This window comes from Streptomyces sp. NPDC033221 (assembly GCF_055577005.1).
Genome location: NZ_JBVIQN010000013.1, coordinates 35,080 through 50,343 on the forward strand (window position 1 = coordinate 35,080; position 15,264 = coordinate 50,343).

At 70.7% G+C, this 15,264-nt stretch carries 14 protein-coding genes and 1 pseudogene; 6 read left to right on the forward strand and 9 right to left on the reverse strand.

Going from position 1 to position 15,264, the window contains the following annotated elements; all coding sequences use genetic code 11:
* Position 1 precedes the first annotated feature (1 nt).
* Positions 2 to 544: a hypothetical protein gene (locus tag ACZ53K_RS18935; protein ID WP_468837597.1), complete on the forward strand. Its 543-nt coding sequence runs from the start codon at positions 2 to 4 to the stop codon at positions 542 to 544.
* 395 nt (positions 545 to 939) lie between these two features.
* Positions 940 to 2,175, forward strand: a complete 1,236-nt coding sequence (locus ACZ53K_RS18940; protein ID WP_468837600.1) for a phosphodiester glycosidase family protein — start codon at positions 940 to 942, stop codon at positions 2,173 to 2,175.
* Between the two features lie 38 nt (positions 2,176 to 2,213).
* Here ACZ53K_RS18940 and ACZ53K_RS18945 read toward each other — a convergent pair whose 3' ends face one another.
* The gene (locus ACZ53K_RS18945; RefSeq protein ID WP_468837601.1) at positions 2,214 to 2,408 is read right to left on the reverse strand and encodes a hypothetical protein; all 195 of its coding nucleotides are present in this window, start codon (positions 2,406 to 2,408) and stop codon (positions 2,214 to 2,216) included.
* Between the two features lie 262 nt (positions 2,409 to 2,670).
* On the opposite strand from ACZ53K_RS18945, the gene ACZ53K_RS18950 reads away from it, so the two are divergent.
* Positions 2,671 to 3,438, forward strand: coding sequence for a YwiC-like family protein (locus tag ACZ53K_RS18950; RefSeq protein ID WP_468837604.1), 768 nt, complete (start codon positions 2,671 to 2,673; stop codon positions 3,436 to 3,438).
* Between the two features lie 262 nt (positions 3,439 to 3,700).
* On the opposite strand, the gene ACZ53K_RS18955 is transcribed toward ACZ53K_RS18950, so the two are convergent.
* The 3 genes from ACZ53K_RS18955 to ACZ53K_RS18965 are packed head-to-tail and all read right to left on the reverse strand — an operon-like array spanning position 3,701 to position 5,630.
* The gene (locus tag ACZ53K_RS18955; protein ID WP_468837606.1) at positions 3,701 to 4,306 is read right to left on the reverse strand and encodes a hypothetical protein; all 606 of its coding nucleotides are present in this window, start codon (positions 4,304 to 4,306) and stop codon (positions 3,701 to 3,703) included.
* A complete protein-coding gene (locus tag ACZ53K_RS18960) occupies positions 4,303 to 5,319 on the reverse strand; it encodes a WXG100 family type VII secretion target (RefSeq protein WP_468837608.1) in 1,017 nt (338 codons plus the stop codon). The genes ACZ53K_RS18955 and ACZ53K_RS18960 overlap by 4 nt, the downstream gene beginning before the upstream one ends.
* Positions 5,316 to 5,630 (reverse strand): hypothetical protein, encoded by a 315-nt coding sequence (locus ACZ53K_RS18965; protein WP_468837611.1) that lies wholly within the window; start codon positions 5,628 to 5,630, stop codon positions 5,316 to 5,318. Before ACZ53K_RS18965 ends, ACZ53K_RS18960 begins: the two co-directional genes overlap by 4 nt.
* Positions 5,631 to 6,404: 774 nt before the next feature.
* Between ACZ53K_RS18965 and ACZ53K_RS18970 the strand changes: the two genes are divergently transcribed.
* The gene (locus ACZ53K_RS18970) at positions 6,405 to 6,716 is read left to right on the forward strand and encodes a hypothetical protein (protein ID WP_468837614.1); all 312 of its coding nucleotides are present in this window, start codon (positions 6,405 to 6,407) and stop codon (positions 6,714 to 6,716) included.
* A gap of 44 nt (positions 6,717 to 6,760) precedes the next feature.
* Here the strand turns inward: ACZ53K_RS18970 and ACZ53K_RS18975 are convergent.
* From ACZ53K_RS18975 to ACZ53K_RS18995, 5 genes and pseudogenes are all read right to left on the reverse strand, one after another.
* Positions 6,761 to 7,006: pseudogene (locus ACZ53K_RS18975) on the reverse strand (hypothetical protein); the annotation flags it as partial.
* Between the two features lie 36 nt (positions 7,007 to 7,042).
* Positions 7,043 to 7,843, reverse strand: coding sequence for an ABC transporter ATP-binding protein (locus ACZ53K_RS18980; RefSeq protein ID WP_468837617.1), 801 nt, complete (start codon positions 7,841 to 7,843; stop codon positions 7,043 to 7,045).
* Positions 7,836 to 8,666: an ABC transporter permease gene (locus tag ACZ53K_RS18985; protein WP_468837620.1), complete on the reverse strand. Its 831-nt coding sequence runs from the start codon at positions 8,664 to 8,666 to the stop codon at positions 7,836 to 7,838. Before ACZ53K_RS18985 ends, ACZ53K_RS18980 begins: the two co-directional genes overlap by 8 nt.
* A complete protein-coding gene (locus ACZ53K_RS18990; RefSeq protein WP_468837623.1) occupies positions 8,663 to 9,439 on the reverse strand; it encodes an ABC transporter permease in 777 nt (258 codons plus the stop codon). The genes ACZ53K_RS18985 and ACZ53K_RS18990 overlap by 4 nt, the downstream gene beginning before the upstream one ends.
* A gap of 29 nt (positions 9,440 to 9,468) precedes the next feature.
* Positions 9,469 to 10,431 carry an ABC transporter substrate-binding protein gene (locus ACZ53K_RS18995; RefSeq protein WP_468837626.1) on the reverse strand — a complete coding sequence of 321 codons (963 nt, stop codon included), beginning with the start codon at positions 10,429 to 10,431 and terminating at the stop codon, positions 9,469 to 9,471.
* 247 nt (positions 10,432 to 10,678) lie between these two features.
* Here ACZ53K_RS18995 and ACZ53K_RS19000 point away from each other — a divergent pair, with 247 nt between their 5' ends.
* Together ACZ53K_RS19000 and lysX are read left to right on the forward strand one after the other, a co-directional pair.
* Complete coding sequence (locus tag ACZ53K_RS19000) at positions 10,679 to 11,890, forward strand: L,D-transpeptidase (RefSeq protein WP_468837629.1); 1,212 nt, start codon at positions 10,679 to 10,681, stop codon at positions 11,888 to 11,890.
* 26 nt (positions 11,891 to 11,916) lie between these two features.
* Positions 11,917 to 15,231: a bifunctional lysylphosphatidylglycerol synthetase/lysine--tRNA ligase LysX gene (gene lysX, locus ACZ53K_RS19005; RefSeq protein WP_468837632.1), complete on the forward strand. Its 3,315-nt coding sequence runs from the start codon at positions 11,917 to 11,919 to the stop codon at positions 15,229 to 15,231.
* Positions 15,232 to 15,264: the final 33 nt, after the last annotated feature.

Genomic DNA, 15,264 nt, shown 5'->3' on the forward strand with positions numbered 1-15,264 from the left:
CATGCGCAGAACAATGAGCAGCATCAGCAGGGCCGGTTTCGCCGCCCTCCTCGCCCTCGTCGTCTCCGTCCTCGGCCTGGCCGGCGCTTCCCCGGCGTCCGCCGCCGACACCCCGGCGCTCACCTTCACCGTGGACAAGGCGCAGGCCACTCCCGGCTCCGACGTCACCCTGACCATGACGTTCACCAACACCGGCACCGCCGACGTGCGGTTCGTGTGGCAGTCGTTCCAGCCCACGTGGGAGACCACTTCCGCGAGCGGTCTGAAGTACACCTGGAAGACCTGCACGGCCGACCCCGGCGTGACCTGCACCGCGGGCCAGGGCGCCACCTACTCCGTGCCGATCGCCCCCGGTGCCACCCGTAAGGTCACCATGACCTACACCGTCGGCGCCGACTCCTCCTGCGGCTACCCGGACGTCGCCTTCTACTCGTACATCTACACCGAGTTCGCCGGCGGCCAGCCCGCCAAGGAAGGCACCTTCTTCACCCCCGCAACCCGCGTGATCTGCCCGACCACTCCCCCGGCGGGCGCGCAGGCCTGACGCGGGCCGCACCACCCGCGCGTTCCGCTCGGCAGGACCGCCTTCCCCGCCGGCACCGCACCAGTGCGGCCCCCGCACGCGTTCCGTTCCCCGTCCCCGTCAGCTTCCCGCTCTTCCGGTCCAGGGCCGTGGCCACGGCCCTGGGCCGGAGGAGCGGTTCCTGTATCTGCGCCGCCGGGACGTGCCGTACGGGGCCGATGGCGCGCAAGTGGGTGAGCGCCGTCGCCGGGGCCCGGGAGGCCGCCCGGTCCGGCCGGTCCGGCCCGCGCACTCCGGCATCCGGGTGACGGGAGCGACACGACGACCGTACGGCGGTTGTACGGATTTCTGACACCTCCGGGCCATAGTGGCCTCCTCGTACCCATGGGACAGTTGCCGCGACGTCTGGGGGGATCGTGAAGAATCGATTCGTTCGTGCACGGGCGGTACTGACGGCACTGACGGCGTGGGGCGTACTGGCCGGCAGCGAAGTGGCCGCCGGGGCCACCACGGACGACGGCGCCCTACGGCTGGGACGGGCGGTCCGCGTCGCGCCGGGGGTCGCGTACAGCGCCTTCGACGTCGTGGTGGGCCGAGGCACCGCACACGGACACCTGCTGACGGTGGATCTGACCGACCGGCGGGTCACGGTGGACCTGCTGTACCCCGGCGTGGTCGGCGCACGGGCCCCGGTCTCCCGGCTGGCCGACGCGCGTGCCGCGGTGGCCGCCGTCAACGCGGACTTCTTCAACATCACCGAGACCCAGCACCCCGGCGTGGAGGCGACCGGCGCCCCGGTGGGCCCGGCCATCGCCTCCGGGCGGCACCTGAAAGCGGCGGTGCCCGACGGCCAGCGCTTCGGCCCCGCCCTGCCACCCGGTACGAACAACAAGGACGTCATCGGCGTGGGCTTCGACCGCCGCGCCCGGCTGGACCGGCTGTCCCTGCGCGGCGCCGTGGTGACCGCCAACGGCGCACTCCCCCTGAAGGGCCTGAACCAGTACGCGCTGCCGGTGAACGGCATCGGCGCGTTCACCTCCCGGTGGGGGCCCACCTCACGCGTCCGGGCCACCTGCGGCACCGACACCGACCGGGCCGCGCCGTGCAGCACGGAGACCTATGAAGTCACGGTCCGGCACGGCCGGGTGACCAACGCCGTACAGGTGCCCGGCCGGGGCGGCATCGCCCGCGGCACGACGACGCTGGTCGGCCGGGAGGAGGGCGCCCGGCAGCTGCGCAAACTGCACGTCGGCGACCGGGTCCGGGTCGGCCATGCCCTGACCGGGCGGCAGCCCGCGCCGCTGCGCTTCGCCGTCGGCGGGTTCCCGATCGTCCGCGGCGCCGAGCCGCTGGCCGGCCTGGACACCGTCACCGCGGCCGTACGGACCTCAGCCGGCGTCGGCGCGGGCGGGCGCCGGCTGTTGCTGCTGGCACTGGACGGCGCGGTGGGCCGGGCGGGCGTGACGGTACGTGAACTGGCCGAGCTGATGGACCGGTTGGGCGCCCGGGACGCGGTCAACCTGGATGGCGGCGGCTCCTCCACGCTCGTCACACGCGAGCCGGGCAGCCCCGGGGCGATCGTACGGAACCACCCCTCGGCGGGCGCGGAACGGCCGGTCCCGAACGCCATCGGCGTGTTCGCGCGAGGGTGAGAGCCGGTGTCCGCACCCCGGCCCGCGCCGGGGCGTGCTCACGGGCGGACGCTGCTGACCACGTCCGCCGCGCCGGACAGGCCGTTCTGGATGTCCGGCGCCAGGTTGCTGCCCGCCAGGTAGAAACCGAGCAGCATACAGACGAGGGCGTGTGTGAATTTCAGCCGTCCGCTGCGCAGGAAGACGACGGTCAGTACGACGAGCAGCACGACGACCGAGATCGAAATAGCCACGACAGAACCTCCTCACCCCGCCGCCCGAACGGACGACAACGGGCGCCAGTGTGGCTCATTACGCGCCTTTCCCCGCGTCTCTGCGGGTGCGCCATACAGGTGATCACTACGGGTCACCGGCAGCGGCGGATGCCGCCAACCGCAATTTCCGTTCCTTTCCGTACGGAAAGGGAGCCCACTCGAAGCGCCCACCGCCATCCGGGACCTTGGTCCCGGACCTTCGGCGGCCCGAACCGGCTTGCGTACCGCCTATATTCATGGGATGAGCACATCGCGGGGACGGCGCGCACTTCGCCGCTGGATACCGAACCAGCACGGCGCCTGGGCCATGCTTCTCGTGCCGTTCCTGGCGGGAGCGCTGCTGGGCGGGTTCGACGGCTGGCACGCCGTCCTGCTGCCCGCGTGGCTGCTGGCCTATTGCACGGCATTCCACGCCCAGCAATATCTCCGGCTGCGGCGCGTCTCCCGCAATCCGCGGGCGCCACGCCGCCATGTGGCACCGATGGCCGGATTCGGTGCGGCTTTCGTCGTGTGCGCCGTACCGCTGACGGTGGCGCGTCCCTGGCTGCTGGTGGCGGCCTTGTGCGCGGCGCCGTTCTTCGCCGTGAATATCGTCTACGCGTACCGCAACGAAGAACGCGCCACGGTCAACGGAATCGCGGCGGTGGTGCCCGCCTGCGGAATGCTGCTCGTCTCGGACCGGCTGGGCAGCGGCACCCTGGATTCCGGTTCCTGGCAGGCCGCCGCGGCTTGCCTGCTGTATTTCGCCGGGACCGTGCTCTATGTGAAGACGATGATCCGCGAGCGCGGAAGTGAGACCTTCCGGGTGGTGTCGACGGTGTACCACGGGCTCGCGGTGGTGGCCGCCGTCTCACTGGATCCGTGGCTGGCGGTGCCGTTCGTACTGTTCTTCGTCCGGGCAGTGGCGCTGCCCACGCGCAGTGTGCGGATCGCGGTGGTCGGGGCCGTGGAGGTGCTGTGCTCGGTGCTGCTGCTGGCCTTCCTCGTGTACGGCCAAGCGTTTTCCTGACGGCCTCCCGTCAACGGGAAAGTTTGCGACTCAACAACTCGCCGTACACGATGATTTCCTGGTTCCAGTCCTGGCTGGCACACCGCTGGCCGCCGTTCGCCGGTACATTGCCCCTACGAAGAAGGAGTCACGAGGGAGTCGCCGGCCTGCCGCCCCGCATCCCCTCGGTACAAGTACGGCGGCGACGGAACCGGGCATCCGCCGCCGGACGCGGCGCCCGGAACCCGTCACGGCATCGGAACCAGGCGCCCGCCCGGCCTTCTCAACCGCCCCGCGGAAAACGCTCCACGAAATACACGGCGTGCTGGCTGCGCATCTCCACCCGGGCCCAGGATTCGTCCGTGAAGCCGATTTCGTAGGTGTCCGCGTCGATGTCCGTACGGTGCCGGATCCACGCCACCCGGGACGCGGGCGTGCTCCAGCCCGCCTCGACCGCGCCGAGTTCGCCGCGGCGGCGGCCGCGCTGCACATAGGTGACGTGCAGGTGGCGGTCGGTGAGCTGGAGTACGGGCAGTGCGTCGGTGGTCGGTACGCGGGGCCACAGGGCGGTGGCCAGTTGGCCCGCCAGGCTCCCCCAGCCGCCCTTCAAGGGCTTGCCCTTCTTGCGCCGGGCGCCGAAGAGATCGGGGATCGGCTGGATGATGGCGTCGACCAGCCAGAAGACCCGTTTGGCGCCCTCCCAGCGGTCGCCCGGCAGGCGGCGGCCCGCCAGGACGCGGGGGCGGTTCCACCGGCGCGGCTTGGGCAGCCGGTGCCCGGGGAAGGCCACTTCGTTCTGTACGAGCCGCTCGTCACCCGGCAGCGCTTCGCCGGCCCGCTCCCTGGCTTCCTTGTACGGGACCCTGCCCAGCGCGACACGCAGACTCATCCGAACACCTCGCGTACGGGCTTGGCCGCCCGCGGAGCCGCCTCGGCCAGCCGCTCGTCGAAGCTCTTGGGGTCGGGGCGGTCGGCGTACTGCTTCTGCTGCTCCGTGGGCGGCGGCTTGCCCGCGTCCTGGTGCTCGACGTCCCATCGGTGGTCGCCGGCCTGGACCCACTTGAGGCCGGTCGCGTCATGGAGAGCGGCCTCGCCCTTGTCGGTCCACTGGCCGACCTTCTCGCCGACATCCACGCCGGTGTGGTGCTCGATGACGCTGTTGGCGAGCGGCGCCGCGTCGATGACGGCCCCGGCGGCCTTGGCGCCCGCGGCCCGCTTGACCACCTGCTTGACCCCCCTGCTGATCTTCTTGCGGGCGTTCTTGTTGCGCCACAGCGCCTTGGCCTTGATACGTGCCCTCCGCAGCTTCTGCAGGGCGCGCATCCGGTCGGCGAGGTCCTTGAGCTTGTCCGCCAGCTTGGCGGTGATCCGTACGGCCTTCAAAGCCCGGTGCGTGGCCCCCGCGGCCCCGATCAGCGGGCCGATGGCCGCGCCGACGCCGGCCGTGAGGATCGCGACGATCGCCGCCGTCGCGGCGGCCACCAGCAGCGCCTCGACGATCTCGGTGATCAGCTCGATCATCGTCTCCTCGGCCTCGGTGCAGGCCTCCGCCGCCATCTCCAGGAGTTCGGCGACCGTGATCATGTCCTCGGCCTCGCCCTTCAAGGCCTGCTCGAACTCGGTCATGGTCGTGCCGAAGGCGGTGGACGCCTCCCCTGTCCAGGACGCCTGCAGCGTCCGGCGCTCGGCCTGGAGGTCGTCGACGACGCCCTGCATCTCGGAGGCGGCGGTCCGCCACTCGCGGGCGGTGGCGATCAGCTTCTCGTTGTCACCGCTGACCTTCTCCAGGTACTCGTCGAGTCCGAGGCTCTTGACGGCGCCGCGGATCGTGGAATCGAGCGCGCCCGCCAGCGGGTTGCTCCAGTCGACGTCGAACCCGATACGTTCCAGCACCTGGCTCACGCCTGACCACCGCCCATGAGCCGGACCTGGTCGTCCTCATTGGTGTCGTAGCCGTCGGCCGCCAGCCGCATGCCGTCGGCGATGGCCCCCAGGGACTCCTTGACGTCATGGAGATCGCTGACGGCTTCCTCGGACTGCTTGTCGTAGTCCGCCTTGAGGCTGTCGGACTCGGAGAGCATCCCGAACACCCCGCTGGACAGTTCCAGCCCGCGGGCCCGGTTACGGATCCTCTCGACCCGGCCCGCCGCCTCGTCCACCGCGTTGGCATACCGGCGCAGAGCAGCGCTCTCGACGTCGTAGCCCTTACCCATTAGGCCCTCCCGTGACCCCGTTGTCCGTATAGGGACGCACTGCGGCCACTTGGCGCCCCATATACGAATTACTACCATCTCCATTCCAAGTCTTTGCAGAAATGGGATGGTTGACCGCGCGAGATCACTGTAGCCACAGTCGGCGAGCGGCATCGCACGGGTATGCCTGCACCGGGCATACCGACTCCGAGTACGCCGACACGGGTTGCCGGCACCCGGGGTGCGACCATCGCCGGCAAAGCAACCGCACTGGCCCTGCACAAGACAGAATTCGACGTCACCCATGGACGTGGAAGCGAACTACGACTCGCATGGCCAGTCGGAAATCGGCTCCGGCAGCACGCGACCGCTGGACTTCGGCCTGTTGCCAGGATCAAGCGGATCAACAAGGTGAAGCCGTACCGGCCGGTGGCGGGCGCACCGGACGCTTACCCGCAACGCCTCCCACCCCGCCTACGCGGCGATACTGAAAGAGGACCATCTTCGTGGCCTGCCACCTGCGGTTCCTGCCGGCACCCCGGTGGGTCCGGACAGCCCGGTAGTCCGGCAGGGCCCTGGCGCGGAGTCGCCCCCGGACGGTGAGGCGGATCACAGGCGGAAGATTATGTACATCGGTCGCGGCCAGTAGATGATCTTCGACGGGCCCGGCGGGGACATATGCCTTTCCGGTGATTCGGCCATTTCGACCCCCGGCTGACGGGGGTTCGCCCGGCCGCCCGCGAAGGCGATTCGACAGGCGAGTCGCCGATCTCACCCACAGAACGGACACGTGAAGTGAAGTTCTCGACCGTGCGCAACAAGGCCGCGGCATCCGTCGGCGCCATTGCCCTGACCGCGATCTGCGGCGTCATGACGGCCTCCCCCGCCCAAGCCGCCAATCCGGGCTACCGCTGCACCAACTGGAAGACGACCAGCCACGGCTGGACCGCCGACTGCCGCGTGACCAAGGGCATGGCGCGCGCGATGGTGGAGTGCCACGACGGCACGTCACACTACGGACGGTGGATGGGGCGCGGTAGCTGGAAGTTCGGCATGAGCTGCGGCAAGAGCAAGATGGGCGCCTATGACGTGGAGTGGAAGGCGTAACACCCCCGCACGCCCTGAGGTACCGGTGCCCTGCGGTACCGCACTCATGGGCCGGATGCGGTGGTCAACCACGGAATCCGGCCCACGGGTACGCGTGGGGGGCTCTCACTCACGCCCTCGCCCGCCCGGCCCGGAACTCCAGACAGCGCCGCTCGGCGAGACCGGCGGCACCGGATCACCGCCGCCGTCGTACGCCCGCGGCAACGGGCGTGGGTCAGCGGCATCAGCGCGAGCAGCCCGGTCACCTCGTCGTCCCCGGGCAGTTGCGTATGCACCGCTCTGGTCAGCGTCTCCGCGTCCTCCCCGCCGAGGCTCCGCGGTGCGGTCTACTCCGTCCTGCAGGCCGGTGCGTCCTCTGCTGCCACGCCGCCCTTAGCGTGCTTGATCTGCGCGTACACATGGGCGCGCAGCTCGGCGAAGCGCGGGGCCGAGCGGGTGGTGATCTGGTCGCGGGCGGCCGGCAGGTCGATCGGGAGGTCCTCCTGGACGACGGTGGGTGCCGAGGACAGTACGATCACCCGCCGCCCCAGGTAGACCGCCTCGTCGATGTCGTGGGTGACCAGCAGCGTCGTCACGCCGAGCCGGCGCCAGAGGGTGAGCAGCAGGTCCTCCAGCTCTGCCCGGGTCTGCGCGTCCACGGCGGCGAACGGCTCGTCCATCAGGAGTACCTGCGGCTCGTACGCGATGGCGCGGGCGATGGCGACGCGCTGCTGCATCCCGCCGGAGAGCTGCCACGGGTGGGCCGCCGCCGCGTCGGCCAGGCCGACGGCGGACAGGGCCTCTTCGACCAGTTCGCGGCGGCGCGGGGCGGGGATCTTCTTCTCGCGCAGCGGGAGTTCGACGTTCTTGCGCACGGTCATCCAGGGGAAGAGGCTGCGCCCGTACTCCTGGAAGACGACGGCCATGCCGGGCGGCGGGCCGGTGACGCGGCGGCCCGCGACCCGTACCTCGCCCGTTGTCGGTGACAGGAGCCCGGCGAGGCATTTGAGCAGGGTCGTCTTGCCGCAGCCGGACGGTCCCACGACGCACACCAGGTCGCCGTCGGCCACCCGGAAGTCGATCTTCCGTAGTGCCTCGACGCCGCCGCGCCCCTCGTACACCTTGCCCAGCCCGGTGATCTCAAGCATGTCGCCCCCGCTCCTCGCCGCGTGCCAAGTGCCAGGACAGTATGCGGCGTTCGGCGGCGCGGAAGGCGAGCGAGAGGCCGAATCCGAGCAGTCCGAGGACGACGATGCCGCTCCACATCTCGGGGATCGCGAAGCCGCGTTGGAAGAGGACGACGGTGTGGCCGATGCCGGAGGTGCTGGCGAACATCTCCCCGATGACCATCAGGATGATGCCGATCGACAGGGCCTGCCGCAGCCCCGCCATGATCTGCGGGCTCGCGGCGGGCAGTACGAGGTGGCGCAGCCGGGCGGGCCCGCGCAGCCCGAAGCAGCGGCCGGTGTCGTCCAGCACCTCGTCCACGGCGCGTACGCCCTCGACGGTGTTCAGCAGGACGGGCCAGACGCAGCCGGAGACGATGACCAGCACCTTCATCGCGGTGTCCAGGCCCGCGAGCAGCATGATCAGGGGGACCAGGACGGGTGGTGGTATCGCGCGGAAGAACTCCAGTACGGGTTCGGCGGCGGCCCGCAGGGTGCGTGAGGAGCCGATGGCGACGCCGAGGCCGACGCCCAGCAGGCCGGCGAGGGCGTAGCCGGTGAGCAGCCGGCCCACGCTGGGCAGGACGTCCTCGGTGATCCGCGCCGAGAACCACACTTCGGTGAAGGCGGTGGCGACCCGGCCGGGCGTCGGCAGGTAGAAGGTGGGGCTCGCGGAGCTGTACGCCCACCAGCCGAGGACGAGCAGAACCGGCAGGCCCAGGACGCGCAGCAGGCACAGGCCCGCGCGCCGCACCGGCCCGGTAAGACGCTTACGGGCCGCGCCCCCCGTACGTACTGTGCTCACCGCGCCGCCTCGCCCCGCACGGACGGGTGCCAGGCCAGCACCCGGCGTTCCACGGCCCGTACCGCCGCGTTCACGGTGACCCCGACCAGCCCGGCCAGCACGATCAGCGCGTAGACCTCGGTGACCGCGCCGCCGGACTGGGCGAGCTGGATGCGCAGCCCCAGTCCCGGGCTGCCGATGACCAGTTCGGCGGTGACGGCGAGGATGAACGCCACCGCGGCGGCCAGCCGCAGGCCGGTCATGACGTACGGCAGGGCCGTCGGCCAGACGAGGTGGCGCAGCTGGGCCCAGCGGCCGAGGCGGTAGCTGCGGGCGGTCTCACGGGCGACCGGGTCGACGTCGGCCACGCCGTACAGCACCTGGATGAGCACCTGCCAGAAGGCGGCGTAGACCACGAGGAGGAGGGTGGAGCCGGTCTCGGCGCCGAAGAGGAGGGTGGCCAGGGGGATCAGCGCCACGGACGGGATGGGGCGCAGGAACTCGATGGTCGAGGCGGTGGCGGCGCGCAGTCCCGGTACGGCGTCGATGAGGACGCCGAGGGCGACGGCCAGGCTGCAGGCGATGGCGAGTCCGAGGGCCCAGGAGCGCAGGGTCTCGCCGAGTGCGGTCCACAGGGTCGCATCGCCGAGTTCGGCGGCGAGGCGGCGCAGGATGGCGGTGGCGGGCGGCAGGTGGCTCGGGTCGACCAGGCCGAGCCGGGGCACCGCCTCGGCGATGGCGAAGAGGCAGGCCAGGCCCAGGAGCCCGAGGCCGGCGGCGCGCGGCACGCTCATCGGCGCCCCGGCGCGCACCCCTCGGCGGGTCACGGCAGCAGCGCGCCGACGTCGGCGGGCTTCTTGAGGACACCGTCCTTGCGGGCGAAGTCGGCGATGGTCTGCACGGACGTGCGATTGATCTCGGTGGGCCACTTCGGCAGCACGATCCGCTGGATGACGGCGGGCGGGATCTTGGTGTACGTGCCGAGTTCCTTGCGTACCTCGTCGGGGTGCGCGCTCGCGTAGGCCAGCGCCTGGTCGATGGCGGCCTTGAAGCGCTTGACCAGGTCCGGGTTCTCGCGGAGCAGCTTCTCGCTGGTGAAGTACATGGCGACGGTGAGGTCGCCGGTGGCCTCGGCGAAGGGCCAGCACACCTCGTGGGCGCCCTGGTCGAGGGCCTGGGTCTGGAAGGGCTCCACGGTCCAGATGGCGTCCACCCGCCCGGCGGCGAGGGCGGCGGGCATGTCGGGGAGCGGGATCTCGGTGAATTCGAGCTTCTCGGGGTCCCCGCCGGCCCGGCGCACGGCGGCCCGGATGGTGGTGTCGCCGATGTTCTTCAGCTGATTGACCGCGATCTTGTGGCCGGGCAGGTCCTTGGCCGATCTGATGGCGCTGCCCTTGGGTACGAGGACGGCGCTGTAGTCCTTGCGGGCTCCGGTCTGCCCGGTGGAGGCCACGCCGTTGGCCACGGCCTTCAGGGGCAGCCCCTGTTCACGGGCCGTGAGGAGCGTGGTGGTGTTGCTGAAGCCGAAGTCGAACTGGCCGCTGATGACGCCGGAGGAGCTGTACGCGCCGCCCTGGACGGGCGTGATCTTCGCGTCGATGCCCTGCTTGGCGAAGAAGCCGTGCGACCGGGCCAGGTGGACCGGTGCGGTGTCGACGATCGAGAGCGCGCCGACCTCGATCGTGTCGGGACCGTCGCCGCCCGATCCGGAACCGTCGTTTCCGCACGCCGTGAGGGTGAGGAGAAGTGCTGCTGCTGCCGCCACCGCGGCCCGTAAGCGATACACGCGGGAACCGTAGGGGCGGAAGGTGGCGTCGTCAACGGTGCAGGGATCAAAGTCGAACAACAGGTCGGGAGAGAGCGGGCAAGGCAGCACACCAGAACGCGGATCATGAAACACGCCATCGCGCGGGCGGGACACGCGCACCGGTGGCGCGGCGTGTCATGGATCACGTCACGCACCGCAACGCATTCTCGATGGTTCGCGTCTTAGCGGCCGACATCCGCCGGACCGCCACATGGAAAGCCCCTTGATGACCCCTGCCTCCGCCCCGCACCGCCACCGGCCGCCGCGCAGTGCGCGGGCCGCGCTGGCCCTGGCGCCGCTGATCGGTGTCGGCGCGCTGACCGCCTGCGGAGGCCCCGCGGCATCCGCGACCAAGGGCGCTCCGGTGCGGGTGACGCTGAGTGCGGCGAACGGTGTGAAGACGGTGCAGGCGGGCGACAAACTGCAGGTCAGTGCGGATGGCGGCCGTCTGACCAAGGTCGTCGTGACCGACCCCAGAGGCCGTCGGCTGCCCGGCGGACTGGGCGACGGCGGCCGGGTGTGGACCTCCCACGAGAAGACCGCGCCGGGGACCAAGTACTCGGTCGCCGCCGAGACCAGGAACGCGCAGGGCAGCACGGACACGGTCAAGGAGTCGCTGACCACCGCCCAGGCCGACAAGCTCAACAAGCTGGTGCTGAACCCCGGCTCGCAGGGCGCCACCGTCGGCGTGGCCCAGCCCGTCTCGGTCACCTTCGACTTCCCGGTGACCGACAAGGCGGAGGTGGAGCGGCACCTGAAGGTCACCACGGACAACCGGACGACGGGCTCGTGGGGCTGGGTCAAGGACTTCTCCGGCAAGGACCGGGTGGACTGGCGGCCGAAGGAGTACTGGAAGCCGGGGACGAAGGTCGGGCTGCGCGCCGACCTGAACGGCGTGGACTCCGGCGGCGGCCGCTACTTCGCCAAGGACTACGACCTGAACTTCACCATCGGCGACAGCCATGTGGTCAAGATCGATCTGGACAGCAGGCATCTGACGTTCACCGAGAACGGAAAGGAGGTGAAGGACATTCCCTTCTCCGCCGGCCGGCCGGACGCGCAGCACTCCACCTGGACTGGCGTCTTCCCGCTCATGGCGAAGGAGGGCACGATCACCATGAACTCCGAGACCGTGGGGCTGGGCGACGCGTACCACAAGACGGTGCGCGACTCCATGAAGCTCACCAGCTCCGGCACGTACGCCCATGCGGCGCCGTGGAACGCCGACAAGGTGGGCCGGGTGAACGACAGCTCCGGCTGCATCGGGCTGACCGACGCCGACGCCGACTGGCTCTACTCGAAGGTGCGCGTCGGTGACCCGTTCGAGGTCACCGGTTCCTCCGTACGGGGGAGGGCGGCCGAGAACAACGGGCTCGGGGACTGGATGGTCGACTGGCCCCAGTGGCAGAAGAAGAGCGCCCTCCCATCGAGCAGCTGACCCCTTACAGAGCCTAGTGTGACGGAATGAGCACCGTGCAGGACCAGGACCAAATAACGGCGTGGGCGCGCTTTCGCCGCCGCGTGCCCAACGGCTTTGCCATCTTCTTCAGCCTTCTGGGGCTGTTCTGCGCCGTCACGGCGCTGATCGGGCCGCTGCGACGCGCCCTGAAACCGGTCATCGAATGGCTGGACATCCTGACCATCGTGGTCGAACCGAACCTCGCGTACGCGGTCTTCCTCTTCCTGCTGGCCGCGGCCATGACGGCGCGCAAACGCGTCGCCCTGTGGTTCGCCGTCGTCTACATGGTGCTGGTGACGCTGACCGACGCGATCCTCGTGATCGACGGCAACCGGGAGTTCTGCTTCTCCTTGGTGCTGTGCTCGGCCGCGCTGGTGCTGCTGCTGGTCGCGCACCGCGAGTTCTACGCCGTCACCCGCCGCGGCGCGTTCTGGCGCGCCACCGGTGTGCTGGTCGCGGGCCTGGTGGTGTCGATCCTCGTCGGCTGGGGCCTGGTGTCGCTCTTCCCGGGCAGCCTGGAGCACGGCGCGGACAGCCGGCTGCTGTGGGCGGCCGACCGGGTCTGCGGCGGTACCCTCAGCAACCACCAGTTCCACGGCCACCCGCCGCACTGGGTGATCTTCCTGCTCGGCCTGTTCGGCGCGGTGGCGCTGCTGAACGCGGCCCTGACGCTCTTCCGGTCGCAGCGCATGGAGGCCGCGCTGCACGGCGACGAGGAGACCCGTATCCGGGCGCTGCTGGCCCGCTACGGCGGCCGGGACTCGCTCGGCTACTTCGCCACCCGCCGCGACAAGGCCGTGATCTTCTCCCCCAGCGGCAAGGCCGCCGTCACCTACCGGGTGGAGGCCGGCGTCTGCCTGGCCAGCGGTGACCCGGTCGGTGACCGCGAGGCGTGGGGCCCGGCCATCGAGGAGTGGCTGAAGGTCGCCGGGCGCTACGGCTGGCAGCCCGCCGTCATGGGCGCCAGCGAGGACGGCGCCAAGGCGTTCGCGCGCAGCGGCCTGAGCGCGCTGCAGCTCGGCGACGAGGCGATCCTGCACGTCAAGGACTTCGACCTGGACGGCCGCGAGATGCGGGTGACCCGCCAGGCGGTGAACCGCGTCGAGCGCAGCGGCGCCACCTTCCGGGTCCGCCGGCACTCGGAGCTGTCGGACGAGGAGATGCAGGAGGTCATCCACCGGGCCGACGCCTGGCGCGACACCGAGACCGAGCGCGGCTTCTCGATGGCGCTGGACCGGCTCGGCGACCCGGAGGACGGGGACTGCCTGCTGGCCGAGGCGTTCGACGGCGACGGCAACATGATCGCCCTGCTGTCGTTCGTGCCCTGGGGCAAGGACGGCATCTCGCTGGACGTGATGCGCCGCGACCGCAGCGCGCCGAACGGCGTGATGGAGTACATGGTCGCCCAGCTGTGCGCGCACGCCGGGCAGATCGGCGTACGCCGTATCTCGCTGAACTTCGCGGTCTTCCGGTCCGCCTTCGAGGAGGGCGCGCGCATCGGCGCGGGGCCGATCCTGAAGGTGTGGCGCAAGCTGCTGCTGTTCTTCTCCAAGTGGTGGCAGCTGGAGGCGCTGTACCGCTCCAACGCGAAGTACGCGCCCGAGTGGTACCCGCGCTTCCTGTGCTACGCGGACACCGGCGCCCTGGCCCGGATCGGCATGGCCTCCGGCATCGCCGAGGGCTTCGTGGCCGTACCGAGCCTGGGCAAGCTGTGGGGCAAGGGCCGCAAGAAGCGGGTGATGGCCCCGGCCAACACCGCCAACCTGCCGTCGCTGGACGAGCTGGGCCTGGTGGAGAAGCCCGCGACCGAGGAGGAGCTGCGCGAGCGCGAGCTGGCGGCGCTCCCGGAGCAGGTCCGGGTGCGGCACCTCAAGCTGGAGCGGCTGCGCGCCGAGGGCACCGACCCGTACCCGGTCGGCGTCCAGCGCACCCACACGCTCGGTGACGTCCGTGACGAACACCCGGACCTGGACTCCGGTACGCGCACCGGCAAGGTCGTCCGGATCGCCGGCCGGGTGCTGCTCACCCGCGACCACGGCGGTGTGCTGTTCGCCGTGCTGCGTGACTGGTCGGGTGACCTCCAGGTCGCGCTGACCCGCGAGGGCACCGGCGCCGAGGAGCTGGCGCGGTTCGCCGACGACATCGACCTGGGCGACCACATCGAGGCGGAGGGCGAGGTCGGCGCGAGCGACCGCGGCGAGCTGACGGTCTTCGTCACCCACTGGCGGCTGACGGCCAAGTGCCTGCGCCCGCTGCCCGACAAGCGGCGCGGTCTGACCGACCCGGAGGCCAAGGTCCGTCAGCGCTACGTCGACCTGGTCGTCTCGCCGGACTCGCGGGACAACCTGCGGGCCCGCAGCACCGCGGTGCAGGCGCTGCGCCAGGGTCTGATCGAGCGCGGCTACCTGGAGGTCGAGACGCCGATGCTCCAGCAGATCCACGGCGGCGCCAACGCGCGCCCGTTCCAGACCCACATCAACGCCTACGACCTCGACCTGTACCTGCGTATCGCGCCCGAGCTGTACCTCAAGCGGCTGTGCGTGGGCGGTATGGAGAAAGTCTTCGAGATGGGACGCACGTTCCGCAACGAGGGCATCTCGTACAAGCACAACCCCGAGTTCACGATGCTGGAGGCGTACCAGGCGTTCGCGGACTACGACGTGATGCTCGACCTGACCCGGGAGCTGATCCAGGGCGCGGCCGTCTCCGCGTTCGGCAGCGCCACCGCCCGCAAGGCGGACGCGAACGGCAAGCTCGTCGAGCACGACATCTCGGGCATCTGGCCGGTCAAGACAGTCTACGGCGCGATCTCCGAGGCGCTGGGCGAAGAGGTCGACGCGGACACCGGGCCGGACGAGCTGCGCCGGCTGTGTCTGCGGTCCGGGGTGCCGGTGAAGCCGGAGCTGGGACGCGGTGACATCGTCCTGGAGATGTACGAGCGGCTGGTCGAGGAGAAGACCACGCTGCCCACCTTCTACAAGGACTTCCCCACCGACGTCTCGCCGCTGACCCGCCAGCACCGCAAGGACCCGCGGCTCGCCGAGCGCTGGGACCTGGTGGCGTTCGGCACCGAGCTGGGCACCGCCTACTCGGAGCTGACCGACCCGGTCGAGCAGCGGCGCCGGCTGACCGCCCAGTCGCTGCTGGCGGCGGGCGGCGACCCGGAGGCCATGGAGCTGGACGAGGACTTCCTGCAGGCCCTCGAATACGCGATGCCGCCGACCGGTGGTCTGGGGATCGGCGTGGACCGTCTCGTCATGTTCCTCACGGGGCTGTCGATCCGCGAGACGCTGCCGTTCCCGCTGGTGCGGCGCCGGTAGGCACCTACGCAGGAAGGGCCGTCCCCACCTGGC